Annotated in this window: 17 protein-coding genes; 4 read left to right on the forward strand and 13 right to left on the reverse strand. The window is 64.4% G+C overall.

Going from position 1 to position 12,617, the window contains the following annotated elements:
* Positions 1 to 49: 49 nt before the first annotated feature.
* From QN084_RS01020 to QN084_RS23970, 6 genes are all read right to left on the reverse strand, one after another.
* Entirely contained in the window at positions 50 to 310 is a 261-nt protein-coding gene (locus QN084_RS01020; RefSeq protein ID WP_069694910.1) for an SHOCT domain-containing protein, read from the reverse strand.
* 386 nt (positions 311 to 696) lie between these two features.
* Positions 697 to 1,374: an LOG family protein gene (locus QN084_RS01025; protein ID WP_069694911.1), complete on the reverse strand. Its 678-nt coding sequence runs from the start codon at positions 1,372 to 1,374 to the stop codon at positions 697 to 699.
* Entirely contained in the window at positions 1,371 to 2,099 is a 729-nt protein-coding gene (locus QN084_RS01030) for an ABC transporter ATP-binding protein (protein ID WP_069694912.1), read from the reverse strand. Before QN084_RS01030 ends, QN084_RS01025 begins: the two co-directional genes overlap by 4 nt.
* A complete protein-coding gene (locus tag QN084_RS01035; RefSeq protein ID WP_069694913.1) occupies positions 2,096 to 3,202 on the reverse strand; it encodes an ABC transporter permease in 1,107 nt (368 codons plus the stop codon). The genes QN084_RS01030 and QN084_RS01035 overlap by 4 nt, the downstream gene beginning before the upstream one ends.
* A 43-nt stretch (positions 3,203 to 3,245) precedes the next feature.
* Positions 3,246 to 4,019, reverse strand: coding sequence for a methyltransferase family protein (locus QN084_RS01040; protein ID WP_259362393.1), 774 nt, complete (start codon positions 4,017 to 4,019; stop codon positions 3,246 to 3,248).
* On the reverse strand, positions 3,907 to 4,287 hold the full coding sequence (locus tag QN084_RS23970; protein ID WP_083261866.1) for a DUF2933 domain-containing protein: 381 nt from the start codon (positions 4,285 to 4,287) through the stop codon (positions 3,907 to 3,909). The genes QN084_RS01040 and QN084_RS23970 overlap by 113 nt, the downstream gene beginning before the upstream one ends.
* Before the next feature lie 157 nt (positions 4,288 to 4,444).
* Here QN084_RS23970 and QN084_RS01045 point away from each other — a divergent pair, with 157 nt between their 5' ends.
* On the forward strand, positions 4,445 to 4,789 hold the full coding sequence (locus QN084_RS01045) for a heavy-metal-associated domain-containing protein (RefSeq protein ID WP_069694914.1): 345 nt from the start codon (positions 4,445 to 4,447) through the stop codon (positions 4,787 to 4,789).
* A 72-nt stretch (positions 4,790 to 4,861) separates the two neighbouring features.
* Here the strand turns inward: QN084_RS01045 and QN084_RS01050 are convergent, their stop codons facing one another.
* The 6 genes from QN084_RS01050 to QN084_RS01075 all read right to left on the reverse strand — a co-directional run bounded on the left by QN084_RS01050 (position 4,862) and on the right by QN084_RS01075 (position 8,694).
* Positions 4,862 to 5,302, reverse strand: a complete 441-nt coding sequence (locus QN084_RS01050) for a hypothetical protein (protein ID WP_069695208.1) — start codon at positions 5,300 to 5,302, stop codon at positions 4,862 to 4,864.
* A 49-nt stretch (positions 5,303 to 5,351) separates the two neighbouring features.
* A complete protein-coding gene (locus QN084_RS01055) occupies positions 5,352 to 5,798 on the reverse strand; it encodes a universal stress protein (RefSeq protein ID WP_069694915.1) in 447 nt (148 codons plus the stop codon).
* Between the two features lie 225 nt (positions 5,799 to 6,023).
* Positions 6,024 to 6,434, reverse strand: a complete 411-nt coding sequence (locus QN084_RS01060; protein ID WP_069694916.1) for a DUF302 domain-containing protein — start codon at positions 6,432 to 6,434, stop codon at positions 6,024 to 6,026.
* A gap of 56 nt (positions 6,435 to 6,490) precedes the next feature.
* A complete protein-coding gene (locus QN084_RS01065; protein ID WP_069694917.1) occupies positions 6,491 to 7,969 on the reverse strand; it encodes a multicopper oxidase family protein in 1,479 nt (492 codons plus the stop codon).
* Positions 7,969 to 8,241: an SHOCT domain-containing protein gene (locus QN084_RS01070; RefSeq protein ID WP_210731157.1), complete on the reverse strand. Its 273-nt coding sequence runs from the start codon at positions 8,239 to 8,241 to the stop codon at positions 7,969 to 7,971. Before QN084_RS01070 ends, QN084_RS01065 begins: the two co-directional genes overlap by 1 nt.
* Before the next feature lie 183 nt (positions 8,242 to 8,424).
* Positions 8,425 to 8,694: a metal-sensitive transcriptional regulator gene (locus tag QN084_RS01075; RefSeq protein ID WP_210731156.1), complete on the reverse strand. Its 270-nt coding sequence runs from the start codon at positions 8,692 to 8,694 to the stop codon at positions 8,425 to 8,427.
* 217 nt (positions 8,695 to 8,911) lie between these two features.
* Here QN084_RS01075 and QN084_RS01080 point away from each other — a divergent pair, with 217 nt between their 5' ends.
* The 3 genes from QN084_RS01080 to QN084_RS01090 are packed head-to-tail and all read left to right on the forward strand — an operon-like array spanning position 8,912 to position 11,770.
* Entirely contained in the window at positions 8,912 to 9,244 is a 333-nt protein-coding gene (locus QN084_RS01080; protein WP_069694920.1) for a metal-sensitive transcriptional regulator, read from the forward strand.
* A 16-nt stretch (positions 9,245 to 9,260) separates the two neighbouring features.
* Positions 9,261 to 9,488 carry a heavy-metal-associated domain-containing protein gene (locus tag QN084_RS01085; protein ID WP_069694921.1) on the forward strand — a complete coding sequence of 76 codons (228 nt, stop codon included), beginning with the start codon at positions 9,261 to 9,263 and terminating at the stop codon, positions 9,486 to 9,488.
* A gap of 59 nt (positions 9,489 to 9,547) precedes the next feature.
* Entirely contained in the window at positions 9,548 to 11,770 is a 2,223-nt protein-coding gene (locus tag QN084_RS01090; RefSeq protein ID WP_083261895.1) for a heavy metal translocating P-type ATPase, read from the forward strand.
* 77 nt (positions 11,771 to 11,847) lie between these two features.
* On the opposite strand, the gene QN084_RS01095 is transcribed toward QN084_RS01090, so the two are convergent.
* Positions 11,848 to 12,615 (reverse strand): NlpC/P60 family protein, encoded by a 768-nt coding sequence (locus tag QN084_RS01095; protein ID WP_069694923.1) that lies wholly within the window; start codon positions 12,613 to 12,615, stop codon positions 11,848 to 11,850.
* Positions 12,616 to 12,617 lie beyond the last annotated feature (2 nt).

Here is a 12,617-nt window from a genome sequence, read left to right on the forward strand (position 1 = left end):
TCAGATCAACAGGCATGGTGTGCCCTTCCGCAGAGGCGTCCAGAGGCGGTTATGCTCCGCCGCCGCGGCGGAGCACTGTGAGGCGGTTTGTGTATTCGCTCTCGTCGATTTCACCGCGGGCGAAACGTTCTGCGAGCAGATTCTCTGCGACGCCTGCACGGGGCCCGTCATCTTCACGCCGGCGGTTCCCGGCTCCCGTGAAACGGGCCAGAAGGATGATGCCTGTGATGATGGCGCCCCAGAAGAGTATAAAGCTCACGCCCATCAGGATGTACCCCCAGACGCCCATGTTCCCGTCCCAAAACATCATCACTGCTTTCCTCCCTGCCACCTGGGCTCATTGCCCTGATGTCCACTCTCGTTCCCGCCAACTTCGGCCGTCAGAGTCTTTAGTCCCCTTGTCCTGGCCGGTCCTACTGCAGGATCCTCGGAGCACAAGCCTGAGCGATGCCAAAACCAGTCTGGATGCCGAGTACCGGCCCCGGCGTGGACGTTTCCCGGGAAGGAATGCTTTCCTGCGCCTTGCCGGGACTGTCCCGGTCTTCCAGGCTTGGCCTGCAGGACGCATCCGGACCATGCTGCCTCCCCGGCCTTGGCGACATGGACCGCGTCGCGGCCGGCGTCCGGGCGCTTTCTTGCCGGGAGCTTTCTCCGCACAGGTCCGTCGCCCGGGCCTCTCATCGTCCGTCCTCCGGATCAGAGCGCGAGCTGACGCAAATGGCACTGCTGGATCAGCTCGATCGCTTCGTCGATGTCATCGGTCACCCGCAGCAGCTGGATGTCATCCGATTCGATAAAGCCCTGATCCTGGAGGCGGTCCCGGATCCAGGCCATGAGCCCTGACCAGTGCTCGGTTCCAATCAGGACCACGGGGAACTCGTGGATCTTTCCGGTCTGAACGAGTGTGAGGGCTTCAAAGAGTTCGTCAAGGGTGCCGAAGCCCCCGGGAAGGACGATGAATGCCGAGGCGTAGCGGATGAACATGAGCTTGCGGGCGAAGAAGTACCGGAAAGACATGGACACATCCAGGTAGGGGTTCAGTGCCTGTTCATGCGGGAGTTCGATGCCCAGACCAACAGTGGTGCCTCCGGCTTCAACCGCGCCGCGGTTGGCAGCCTCCATCAACCCGGGGCCTCCGCCGGTGATGACCGCAAAACCGGCGTCGGCGAGGCGGGAGCCCAGCATGCGGGCGGCCGCGTAGCGGGGATCCTCCAGCCCAGGGCGTGCGGATCCGAAGACAGCGACTGCTTTGCCGAGCCGGCCCGAAAGAAGCCGGAATCCGGAGCCTATCTCCGTGGCAATCCGCTGCATCCGGGCAGCGTCTTCGCCAGGGTCGGCAAGGGCTGCGAGCAGTTCTTCGTCGGTCATCTTCATGCCGGTGCCGCTTCCGGGTGCATGCGGCAGTTCCGGTCGTGTTCCCCGGGTTCTTCCGCTGTGAGCCGTCCGTCCTCGATGGTGATGACCCGTTTGGCCGCGGTCCGCAGCCGCTGGTCATGGCTGACGATGATGACGGCCCTGTTTTCCCGGCACGCCGTTTCACACAGCAGCAGGGTCACGTCCTGGCCGGTCTTCGCATCCAGATTGGCGGTGGGCTCGTCGGCGAGGATCAACCGGGGATCATTCGCCAGGGACCGGGCGATGGCCACGCGTTGCTTTTCCCCACCGGAAAGATCCCGGGGAAGGTTCCTCAGACGGTGCCCGAGCTGGAGCTGTTCCAGCGCCGCCCGCGCCTTGGCCCGGGCATGTTTCCGGGGCACTCCTGCCGTGAGCAAAGGCAGCATGACGTTTTCCTCCGCGGTCAGTGCCGAGAGCAGGTTAAAGGTCTGGAAGACGAAACCGAATTCGCGCAGCCGCAACCGGGACAGCTGTGCCGGGTCCAGCGCGGAGGTGTCCTGCCCGGAGATCAGGATCCGCCCCGTCGTGGGGGACATGAGGGTGCCGGTCATGGACAGCAGGGTTGTTTTTCCGGACCCGGACGGGCCCATGACGAGCACGATGTCCCCGGCGTCGACAGACAGGGATACGTGGTCCACGGCAGTCACGGCGGTGTGCCCGGACCCGAAGGTCTTGGACACGTCCCGGACGGAGACGACGCTCATGCCCGGAACACTTCTGCCGGGTCGATGCGGGCCAACCGGCGGACCGGCAACAGCGAGGACACCACCGCCATGCCCAGGGTGACGGCGAAAATCCAGGCCGCATCGAGCCAGCGGATTTCCGTGATGAACTCCGGGACGAGGCTTCCCGCAGCGGCGCTGGTGGCAAGTGCCAGACCCGCCCCTAGGAGGTATCCGAGCACGGCGGCGGTGACGGCCTGTTCCACCACGACGGTGTAGAGCTGGCGGTTGCTCACTCCGATGGCCTTCAGGACGCCGTATTCGCGGGCTTTTTCGATGGTCGAGGTGAAGATGGTCAAGCCGATGACGGTCATGCCGACGGCGATCCCGATCAGCAGCAGGACCAGGATGATGGGCAGGAAGGTGTCCCGGACGATGTTCGTGTTGTTCTCCACGAACCTGTCCTTGGTGATGGCATCCACCGCCGGGTTGGCTTCGATCCGGGACGCGACGGCCCCGGCGTCGGTGCCGTCCTGGACCGTTACGAGGAAGAAATTGGTCGCTCCGGGCAGCTGGAGGATGCTCTCGGCGTCCTCTTTCGTCGCGAATGCGAATGAAAAACTGAGGATGTATCCGCCCTCGGAATAGCCGGCCACTTTCAGCTCCCTGCCCGCGACAGGGATGGTGTCCCCGATCCGAATGTCCTGGCTGCGCCCGACCACCCGGTCGATGATGATCTCGCCGCTCTCGGGGACTGCTTTGCCTTCGACCACCCGCGCGGGGGCCCCGACGTTATTCTCCGTGTCGTCGGCGATGACGTAAAGGTTGATGTCCTTGCCGTTGTGTGCGAACGCGACGCGGCGGCCGCTGAACGGTTTGGCGCTGGCGACCCCGGGAACACCGGTAAGGAAATCCCTGACGGTCAGGGGCAGCACGGACGGGGTGTGGAACATGTCCGTCGCGCCGGTCTGGGTGATCCAGTAGTCAGCCGGGACGGTGCGGATGTATTCGCCGATCTTGTTGCTCCAGCCCTGGTAGAGGCCCTGGATGCTCATGATCAGCAGCACGCTGAACGCGACCCCGCCGACGCTGATCAGCAGCCGGGTCTTTTCCTGAACCAGGTTCTTTACCGCCAGGAACAGCATGGCGGCAACCCGGCCTCCCCATCAATACCCGGCCGCCGCTCCATCACGGGCCCTTCTGCAGCTTGTGCCCCGCGTCCGTTGACTGGCGACCGAAACGGGGGACGAATCCGGGAACCTGCCGGCGGTACGCTGCGTAGGTTTCGCCAAACTCGGCGACCATCACCCGTTCCTCCTGCCGGGCAAGGCGCAGGTACACGATGACCAGGACCGGGAACATCACCAGTGTCAGCAACGTGGGCCACTGCAGCAGAAACCCGGCCATGATGATCAGGAACCCCACGTACTGCGGATGCCGCACCCTGGCGTAAGGGCCCGTGGTTGCCAGCCGGTGATCCCGCTGCGCGGCGAACAGCACCTGCCAGGAAAGGTAGAGCAGGATGAAGCCTGCGGCGATCAGCACGTTGCTCAGAAGGTGCAGGGGGCTCAGATGCGGATCCCCTTGCCAGCCAGTGAGGTCCTGCCACAAGTGACCGGAGTTGTGATTCAGGAGGTCCAGCCCGGGAACGCTGTTTCCCAGCCATCCCGAGAGTAGATAAATCGTCAGCGGAAACCCGTACATCTCGGTAAATAGCGCCACGATAAACGCCGAAAAACCACCCAACGCCCGCCAGTCCAGTTTCGTCCTGGGCCGGACGAAACTGAAGGCGAAGATAATGAACACGGCCGAATTGAGGATCACCAGCCACCACAGGTCATAGCCGTAGTCAGTGGACATGCCCGCCAGCTTCCCCGGGCCCTGGGCGGGCAGGCCCTCCCCGAGCTTCCTGCCCGCCGTGCCCCTGATGGCGGGAGTCGCCGTGTCCGCCGTGGCTTCCATGCCCGAACATACAAAAGCTCATCACTAGCACCACACCCAGATACGGCAGTGCATCCAGAACGTGGAGCCAGTGGTTGGTGATGAGGTAGACCGCCGCTGCAGCGATGAGCACTATCAGCAGGGTCTGCGTCCAGGGCTGATATGGGCCGCGGGACGGCCGCGGTGCTTGCGCAAGGCGCGGATCAGGAACACTGCTCATACTCTGATTCTCAACCCACTGGCGCGGGCGGCATAGGGCCCAACGTCCCGGCGGCCGAGGGTGCACCATGGGTGGACCGAGAGCTCTAAGAACGCTTGTATTTTATACCCCCATGGGGTATATTTCTTGTGTTGTCAGTGACGTGGTTTGTCCAGGCCCAAGGCCGTTACAGCCGTTCATCCCCAACAGTCCCCCTTTGCATTCACCCTCTCGAAGGAAAACTGACATGTGCGGAACCACCGAATCACGAACCCAGCTCCCCCTCGCCTCCACTGCACAGCACGGTTGCAGCTGCTGCTCCCCTGCCGCCGACACGCAGGCAAAGGCCTCGGTAATGGAAAAGCCGGAGGTCCAGGATTCCGGCGCGCAGTACGGCGTGGACGGGTTGACCTGTGGACATTGCGTCCAGACCGTTGAGAAGGCTGTGTCCGGCGTATCAGGGGTCCAAGCCGTAACAGTCGATCTCGTCCCGGGCGGCACGTCCCGGCTGATCGTCACGGGCACTGCCGACCAGGAGGCTCTGGCTGAGGCAGTCCGGTCTTCCGGCTATGCCCTCGCCGGACTGAAGTAGCCTTCCAACGGTTACGGCCAAGGGGGGCCCGGCTTCCCGGGCCTCCCTGCGCTTTGGCTTATCTGCTGTGTGTCAGTGGCCGGCGGTGTGGTCACCGGTATGGTTCACCGTGGGTACCGGGCCGGGGTTCACATCCCCTCCGGTACCGCTGATGGCCGGGCCAATGACGAACGCGGACAGCGAGAACATGGCGACGAAGACCAGTAGTCCAAGCGCCGGGGCCATCCAGCTCCCGAAACGCCGGTAAAGACGGACCAGCATGGGAATGGACGCCAAAAGCCCCAGTGCCCCGAACAGTATGGTGCCGCCGGATCCCGCGACCAGCGCGGTCCCGGCGAGAAGCCCGATGTGATGCAGGACGTGCGGCAGGAGCCCCATGATCAGGCCGACCGTGCCGACGAGAGTGTGCCACAGTGCGTGGAGCCTGCCCCTAAAGGTGCGCCCTGTCGGAACCGCCTCTCCGTGACTGGTGCTGGCGGCCGGATGAAGGTGGGAGGAATGGTCAGCTGTCACGGTCACTGCTTCCCGGCAGTGCGAGGCCACCGACTGGTCACTGGGTTGCTCATGCCTCATCACCGGTGCGCGACCGGACAACGAGCACCGGGCAAGTCGAATGATGAACGACCTGCGTGGACACAGAGCCGAGCAGCAACCCGGTAAATCCCCCGAGGCCGCGGGAACCCACCACCACCAGGTCGGCGTTCCCGGCCGCCTTCAGGAGCACGCCGGCCGCGCTACCCTGGACAACATCACCGCTCACATTCACGTCCCCGCAGTCCACCCGCCTCAAGGCCTCGTCCTGAAGACGGCGGGCGGCCTGAGGAAAGATCTCCGGGTCATGGACCAGGCCTTCCATCCCGACCGTCACGGGCGGGAACTGCCAGGCAGTCACGGCCTTTACATCGCCGTGGCGCAGCCGCGCCTCAGCGACCGCCCATTCCAGCGCGAGGCGCGATGGGGCAGAACCGTCCACCCCCACCACGATCCTGAACACCTCATCGCCGCCCATGAGCACCGCCCTCCACCAGGTTCTTCACAATAATGCCCTCAGTGTGTCCCCCGTGCGATTGGCACCGCAAGGGCCAAAGTTCCCGGCACCACTTTCGGCGATACTCCGACTTCCTGCGGCGAGGGTCGCCTCGCCGGCCGGTAGTGAGGGCCAGAATGCCCGCCGGGCCACGCTGACCGGGCGGACCCAACCACGGTCCCACTCTCCTCGGCGGGTTGGCCCGTATCAGGCATTTACTAGTTCCTTCAGGGCTGCGAGGAGCCTGCGGTCGGCGTCCGAGGCGACTTCGGCGACGGCCGGGGCATCGCTGAGTTGCACCATGGTCTGCGGGTCGATGGTCTGGATGATAGTAGTGCCGGTGTCCGGACCGCGCCTCATGACGACGTTGCAGGGCAGCAGCAATCCCATGTCCGGGTCCGCGGCGAGGGCTTTCTGCGCCAGGGCCGGGTTGCAGACGCCCAGGATGAGGTAGTCGCCCAGGGTCTGCCCGGCGTCGGACCCGAGCTTGGCCTCGAAGGTGGCGCGGACATCGATTTCGGACAACACGCCGAACCCCTGCCCGGCAAGGGCTTCACGGGTCCGGGTTACCGCTTCGGGGTAGGGCAGGCCGACGGTGATGGTGTGTGCGTAGCTCATGGTTGTGCTCCTTCATCGGTTTTCTCAGGCGTGCAAAGGGCTTCGGGGTGACTGTGCTACCGGGCTTCGATCAGGCCCATCATGCCGCTGTCCTCGTGGTCCAGGATGTGGCAGTGATAGACGGTTTTGCCGGTGAAGTCATCGAAAGCGATCCGGACCCGGACGCTGCTGCGGGCCGGGATGTTGACCACGTCCTGCCATATGGGAGTTTCCACGGGCTGGCCGGCCTGGTCAATGATCTGCATTGGCCACACGTGCAGATGCATCGGGTGGTCCATCGGGCTCGTGTTCCGAAGGGTCCATTCCTCGACGGCGCCCGCGGGGACGGTGGTGTCGACCCGGGCGGGGTCGAACGGCCTGCCGTTGATGCTGAAGCTCATCATCCCCGACCCCGTCCCGCCGCCCATACCCATGCCCATGGCGAAGACCAGTTCCCGGTGCGCGGTCACCGGCACGGCGCGGAGGTCCCGCGGTGCCGGCTGGGCGGGAACCGGCCCCAATGTGGCAGTCGGTGCGCCGTTGACAGTAAAGGTGGCCAGCACCGTCCCGTCCGGACCGGGCAGGGATGGTCCGCCTCCGTTGCTGCCGCCCATCATGAATCCCATGCTGCCCCTGTCCGCGGGCAGGGTGCGCAGTGCGGCCGCACCCTTCGCGGCGGTGACCAGCAGGTCCGCCCGGTTGCCGGGGGCCAGCAGCACTTCCTCGACGTTCCGGGGTTCCTGGTAGCGGCCCGAATCCAGGCCCAGCAACTGCAGGGATTGGCCGTCCAGGCGCAGTTTCAGGTAGCGGGCGGTGCAGGCATTGATGATCCTCCACCGTTCGCGATCTCCGGGCCTGGCGGCCAGTGCCGGGTTCGGCTGCCCGTTGACCAGGATCAGGTTCCCTTCCCGGCCCATCATTTTCTCCATCGCCGAGACGGCGGCGATGGAACCGTCGCCGGTGAGGGAAATGTCAGAGATAACCAGTACACGTTCCCTGCTGACCGGTATGGGCTGGGGGTCCCGGACGATGATCGCCCCGTACAGGCCGCCGAAGATCTGGTCGGCCACGCTGCCGTGGCGGTGTGGGTGGTACCAGTACACTCCCGGCGGATGGTGTGCTGGCAGACGGTACTCATAATCAAAAGACGTTCCCGGGTCCACCGCGACCAGCGGATTGTCGCCGTTGCCCTCCGGGGAGACGTGCAGGCCATGGACGTGCAGGTTGGTCGGGCCCGTCAGCCGGTTCTCCAGGGCCACGTTCAACCGGTCCCCGGGCCGCAGGAACAGGGTGGGGCCGGGCAGGGACCCGTTATAGGAGAAAACGTCGGCGTCCCTGCCGGCCACACGCACCCGGCCCCGGGCTGCTGACAATTTCACCTGAAGGCGACCATCGGCACTGTGCAGGGCCTGCGGCTCACTGAGTTCCTGCCCACCGGTGGCCTGAAATCCGGCGCCCGTGCCCTGGCCCCACAGCAGGCCGGCCGCGCCGGTCACGGTGGCCACCGCCCCTGCACCGCCCAGGAGCAGGGCAGTACGACGGCTCAAAGGCTGCATCAGGTATCGTCCCCTAGGACCTTGAGCCGCTCACGGTATTCTTCCGTGCTCAATTCTCCCCTGGCGTACCGTTCATCCAGGATCCGCCGGGCGGCACCGGCGCCCGAAGCGGGACCGTCCGCGCCGGGGCCCTGCCCGCGCCCGGTTCCACCATGGTTCATACCGCCGGAGAAAAACCGTACGGCAAGGACCGCCAGCAGCACGATACCGAGAATCAGAAGCGCCCAGAACAGCCACGTCAAGCCCATCATCGAACCATATCCGCCCATCATTTTCCTTCTCCGTTCCTATGGCATCGGCTTCGGTACCGGCGGTCGGCCCCGGGAGCCGCGGCAGTTCGTGTCCTTCGGTGCAGCGATGGCGAATAATGCGCCCCTGGGACTCCGGGGCCCAGTCCACAACCGGAGCGGCCCGCGCCGGCTCCCTCCATGGGTTGGATTTTCGGTCGTCGCGGCTCAGGCGAGAGACAGGAAGAGTTTTTCCAGGTCTTTCTTGTCCATGCTGGCATCTTCCCGGGTGATGCACTGCTCCAGACCAGTGGCGATAATGGCGAACCCTGCCCGGTCCAAGGCCTTCGAAACCGCTGCGAGCTGGGTGACGACGTCTTTGCAATCGCGGCCATCTTCCAGCATCCGGGTGACGGCGGCGAGTTGCCCATGGGCTCGCTTGAGGCGGTTGATAACGGGTGCGAGTTTAGTTGAATCAAGTTGCACGGCGTTCTCCATAGCTGGGCGAATACTGCCCACAATATACCCGTGCGGGTATAAGGGCCAGTGTCTGGGTGCCTGCACCGGCGGCTGAACCAGTTGCAGGGGGAAACCCAATGCTTATTGAGCGGCACCCCTTATCTAGGCCGCGCGGCTACGCCCACGTCCCTGGCGCCCGCGACGGATGCCCCGAACGTCGTTTGATTTATACCCCTCCGGGGTATAAATTTGGGATATGCAGGAAGAAGCCGTAGTAAGGGATAACATCGACGCCATCCAGCCGGCCGGCGGCCACGGATACAGCGGTGGCAAAGAAGCGTACCTGCGCAGGCTGAAGCGTATCGAAGGCCAGGTACGCGGTATCGCCCGTATGGTCGATGAGGATTCGTACTGTATTGACATCCTGACTCAGGTCGCAGCAGTGAATAAGGCGTTGCACGCGGTCAGCCTTGGGCTGCTCGAGGAGCATATAGGCCACTGCGTGGTAAATGCCGCCGCCGAATCAGATGCGGCCGGCGAAGCCAAAGTGAAAGAAGCGACAGAGGCCATCGGACGCCTGCTGCGCTAGAAAAGAGGAGACTGCCATGAGCGTCACCACGAACGTCAACATCTCAGGCATGCACTGCAACCATTGCATTGCTTCAGTCACCGAAGAGCTCCAGGAGCTTGAAGGTGTCGAGGGAGTGGCTATCGACCTGAACAAAGACAGCATTTCCCGCGCCGTCATCACTTCGAGAGCGGAGCTGGACACACGGCAAGTCCAAGAGGCCATCGCTGAAGCCGGCTACGCTGTCGTCCCCGACAGGGTCTGAGCGTGGCTACGGAAACTCTAGCTACCGGCACCCGGGTCATTGAACTGGACATCCAGGGCATGACCTGCGCCTCTTGCGTTGCCCGGGTGGAACGCAAGCTGGGAAAACTTGACGGCGTCGAGGCGAGCGTGAACCTTCCGCTGGAGTCCGCGCAGGTCACTGTCCCGGACTCCATCACGGACCAGCAAATCCTGGACACCGTAACGGCAACCGGTTATTCGGCGGCGCTGAAGGCATCAGGAGGCTCCCGGGATGTACAGGACGCCGACGCCGGGACGACCATGGCGGAGGGACTGCTCGAAGGAGACCGGGAAACCAGGTCGGCCGGGTCGGTGCTGCTTCCGCGGCTGCTGCTCGCTGCGGCCCTCACATTACCGGTCGTCGTCATCTCGATGGTCCCGGCAGTACAGTTTCCGCATTGGGGATGGGCCGTCTTCGCACTGAGCCTTCCCGTCGTCAGCTGGGCTGCATGGCCGTTCCACCATGCTGCGGCTGTCAACGCGCGCCACTTTGCGTCAACGATGGATACGCTGGTTTCCATCGGGGTCAGTGCTGCTTTTCTATTCTCTGCATGGCAGCTGTTCGCTGACCCAAACCTGACCGCGCACACGGGAATGGCGATGGATGCCCATGCCCTGTACTTCGAAGTCGCGGCCGTCGTGACCACTTTCCTGCTGCTCGGCCGCTTTTTGGAAGCAAACGCGAAGTCGCGGGCAGGAAGCGCACTTCATGCCTTGCTGGACCTCGGGGCGAAGGAGGCTACGGTCCTCCGGGACGGCGTCGAGTCCCGGATTCCGGCGGACCGTCTCGAGCCCGGTGACGTGTTCGTCGTCCGCCCCGGCGAGAAAATACCCACCGATGGTTTCGTTGTCGAAGGCCAAAGTGTGGTGGATACATCCCTGATCACCGGAGAATCATTGCCGGTCGATGTAGGTGTTGATGACACCGTGATCGGCGCAACGATCAATGCCAACGGGCGGTTGCTGGTCAAGGCAACCCGGGTGGGCAGTGAAACGACTCTCGCGCAGATGGGGCGGCTGGTAAGCCAGGCCCAGAGCGGAAAGGCCCCGATTGCCCGGCTGGCGGACCGGATCAGCTCTGTTTTTGTCCCCGTCGTGCTGGTTCTCGCCGCAGTGACCTTCGGCGCATGGTTCTTTTCCACTACTGATCTGCAGCACTCCTTTACTGCTGCGGTGGCGGTTCTGGTGATTGCGTGCCCCTGCGCGTTAGGGCTGGCCACGCCGACCGCATTGCTCACGGGGACCGGCCGTGGCGCTCAGTTGGGCATACTCATTAAGAGCCCACAGGTCCTGGAAGACACTCGGACCGTAGACACCATCGTGCTGGATAAGACCGGCACCGTAACCACAGGCCAGCTCTCCGTTTCCGGAGTGCACTCCTTTACTTCGGCCACCGAAGAAGAGATCCTTTCCTTGGCCGGAGCAGTCGAGGTTGCCAGCGAACACCCCATTGCTCATGCCATCGCACGCGCAGCGACTGAGAAGGCGCCTCTGCTGCCTGTCGCAGGGTTTTACAGTGCACCCGGCGGGGGCGTCCGAGGAACCGTCAACGGCCGGTCGGTCGTTGCCGGCCGGGCGGCCTGGCTGGTGGAGAACGGTATTAACCCGGCGCCGGACCACTACGAAGCTCTGTCCGCCCAGGAGCAGTCCGGAGCGACTGTCATCTGGGTCGGCGTAGACGGGGAGCCAACAGGCCTCATTGCGCTGAAGGACACCCTCAAGCCCGGCTCTGCCGCCGCGATCGCGCAACTCAAGGAGCTGGGACTTAGGCCGATACTGCTGACCGGCGACAACGCCTCGGCTGCCTCGGCAGTGGCAGCGCAAGTGGGCATCCCCGCAGAAGACGTGCTCGCCGGCGTGCTTCCCGAAGGCAAGGTTGAGGCTATCCGCGGGCTGCAGGCCAGCGGGGCCACTGTTGCCATGGCCGGGGACGGGGTGAATGATGCGGCGGCGCTGGCCCAGGCCGACCTTGGCATTGCCATGGGCAGCGGGACGGATGTCGCCATCGCTGCCGCGGATCTTACGGTCATGGGAAGTGACCTGGGCCAGGTCGCGCAGGCCATCAAACTGTCCCGTCGAACCTTGGGGACGATCAAGACCAACCTGTTTTGGGCATTTTTCTACAATGCCGTCGGCATCCCGGTCGCCGCCCTGGGGCTGCTCAACCCGATGATTGCGGGGGCCGCGATGGCAGCCAGTTCAGTTCTGGTGGTCTGCAACTCACTGCGGCTGCGCCGTTTCGGGCGGCGTCACAAGGTGTAGTCCCCGGTGTCAGCAAGGGATGCTGAAGGCCTGTGAGTCACCGCCCCAAGGCAGTGACTCACAGGCCCCTCAGCGCTTTACTTGCCGGCCCGGACGAAGGTGACGGCGCCCTTGGAGGTCATCCAGGTCAGCGGGTGGACGGCGGTTTCGTTCTTGCCGTTCAGGCCGGAGCTGAGGACCTGGCCGTTGCCAACATAAATTCCCACGTGCCCGGGTTGCATCACCATGTCGCCGGGCTGGGGATCGGCAACAACGGTGCCGTAGTTCATGAACTGCATCGGGCCGAGGTCTCCGACCGGGATCCCTGCAGCGTTGAGTGCGTTTTCCACCAGCCGTGTGCAGTCCTGGATCATGCCGATCTGGGCATAGGCGGAGGAAACCATGATGGCGTTGACGCCGCCGGCGGCCGGCGCCCCAACAGGAGCCGCTGCAGGCGTGACGGTGATCTGCGCCTTAGCCTTAGCAGGTGCAGCCGGCGCGGTGACGGCAGGGGCTGCAGGCGCCTCAGCGACGACTGGCTTGGCTACTGCTACGACGGGCGCAGGCGTGGTCTCCACGGCAGGACGCTCGAAGGAGATTTGGACTGTGGCGTCCGCGCTGAGGGGAGTCTGTACCTGGCTGGTGAGTTCCAGGTTCGAGGTCGGCTCCGCATCGCGCTGAGTCGGGGCCGCGGCTGCCTGCTCGGCGATACCGCTGGTCAGGACAAGGCCGGACGCTGCCGCGATGACAGCGGCCTGGCGGCCCACACCGCCGGCGTTTGCAGCGACGGATTTGGACAGTACCGCGAGGGCGCTGGTCTGGACAGGGACCGCACGGCGGCGGCCGTGAGCTTTGCGAATGGGCATGA

Source organism: Paenarthrobacter sp. R1, from assembly GCF_030264015.1.
GTDB classification, from domain to species: Bacteria; Actinomycetota; Actinomycetes; order Actinomycetales; family Micrococcaceae; genus Arthrobacter; species Arthrobacter ureafaciens.

Excerpts from the sequence above, each read along its gene's own strand:
- QN084_RS01020 (WP_069694910.1), bottom strand. The coding sequence starts at position 310 with ATGATGTTTTGGGACGGGAACATGGGCGTCTGGGGGTACATCCTGATG.
- QN084_RS01025 (WP_069694911.1), bottom strand. The coding sequence starts at position 1,374 with ATGAAGATGACCGACGAAGAACTGCTCGCAGCCCTTGCCGACCCTGGC.
- QN084_RS01030 (WP_069694912.1), bottom strand. The coding sequence starts at position 2,099 with ATGAGCGTCGTCTCCGTCCGGGACGTGTCCAAGACCTTCGGGTCCGGG.
- QN084_RS01035 (WP_069694913.1), bottom strand. The coding sequence starts at position 3,202 with ATGCTGTTCCTGGCGGTAAAGAACCTGGTTCAGGAAAAGACCCGGCTG.
- QN084_RS01040 (WP_259362393.1), bottom strand. The coding sequence starts at position 4,019 with ATGGAAGCCACGGCGGACACGGCGACTCCCGCCATCAGGGGCACGGCG.
- QN084_RS23970 (WP_083261866.1), bottom strand. The coding sequence starts at position 4,287 with ATGGTGCACCCTCGGCCGCCGGGACGTTGGGCCCTATGCCGCCCGCGC.
- QN084_RS01045 (WP_069694914.1), top strand. The coding sequence starts at position 4,445 with ATGTGCGGAACCACCGAATCACGAACCCAGCTCCCCCTCGCCTCCACT.
- QN084_RS01055 (WP_069694915.1), bottom strand. The coding sequence starts at position 5,798 with ATGGGCGGCGATGAGGTGTTCAGGATCGTGGTGGGGGTGGACGGTTCT.
- QN084_RS01060 (WP_069694916.1), bottom strand. The coding sequence starts at position 6,434 with ATGAGCTACGCACACACCATCACCGTCGGCCTGCCCTACCCCGAAGCG.
- QN084_RS01065 (WP_069694917.1), bottom strand. The coding sequence starts at position 7,969 with ATGCAGCCTTTGAGCCGTCGTACTGCCCTGCTCCTGGGCGGTGCAGGG.
- QN084_RS01070 (WP_210731157.1), bottom strand. The coding sequence starts at position 8,241 with ATGATGGGCGGATATGGTTCGATGATGGGCTTGACGTGGCTGTTCTGG.
- QN084_RS01075 (WP_210731156.1), bottom strand. The coding sequence starts at position 8,694 with ATGGAGAACGCCGTGCAACTTGATTCAACTAAACTCGCACCCGTTATC.
- QN084_RS01080 (WP_069694920.1), top strand. The coding sequence starts at position 8,912 with ATGCAGGAAGAAGCCGTAGTAAGGGATAACATCGACGCCATCCAGCCG.
- QN084_RS01085 (WP_069694921.1), top strand. The coding sequence starts at position 9,261 with ATGAGCGTCACCACGAACGTCAACATCTCAGGCATGCACTGCAACCAT.
- QN084_RS01090 (WP_083261895.1), top strand. The coding sequence starts at position 9,548 with ATGACCTGCGCCTCTTGCGTTGCCCGGGTGGAACGCAAGCTGGGAAAA.
- QN084_RS01095 (WP_069694923.1), bottom strand. The coding sequence starts at position 12,615 with ATGCCCATTCGCAAAGCTCACGGCCGCCGCCGTGCGGTCCCTGTCCAG.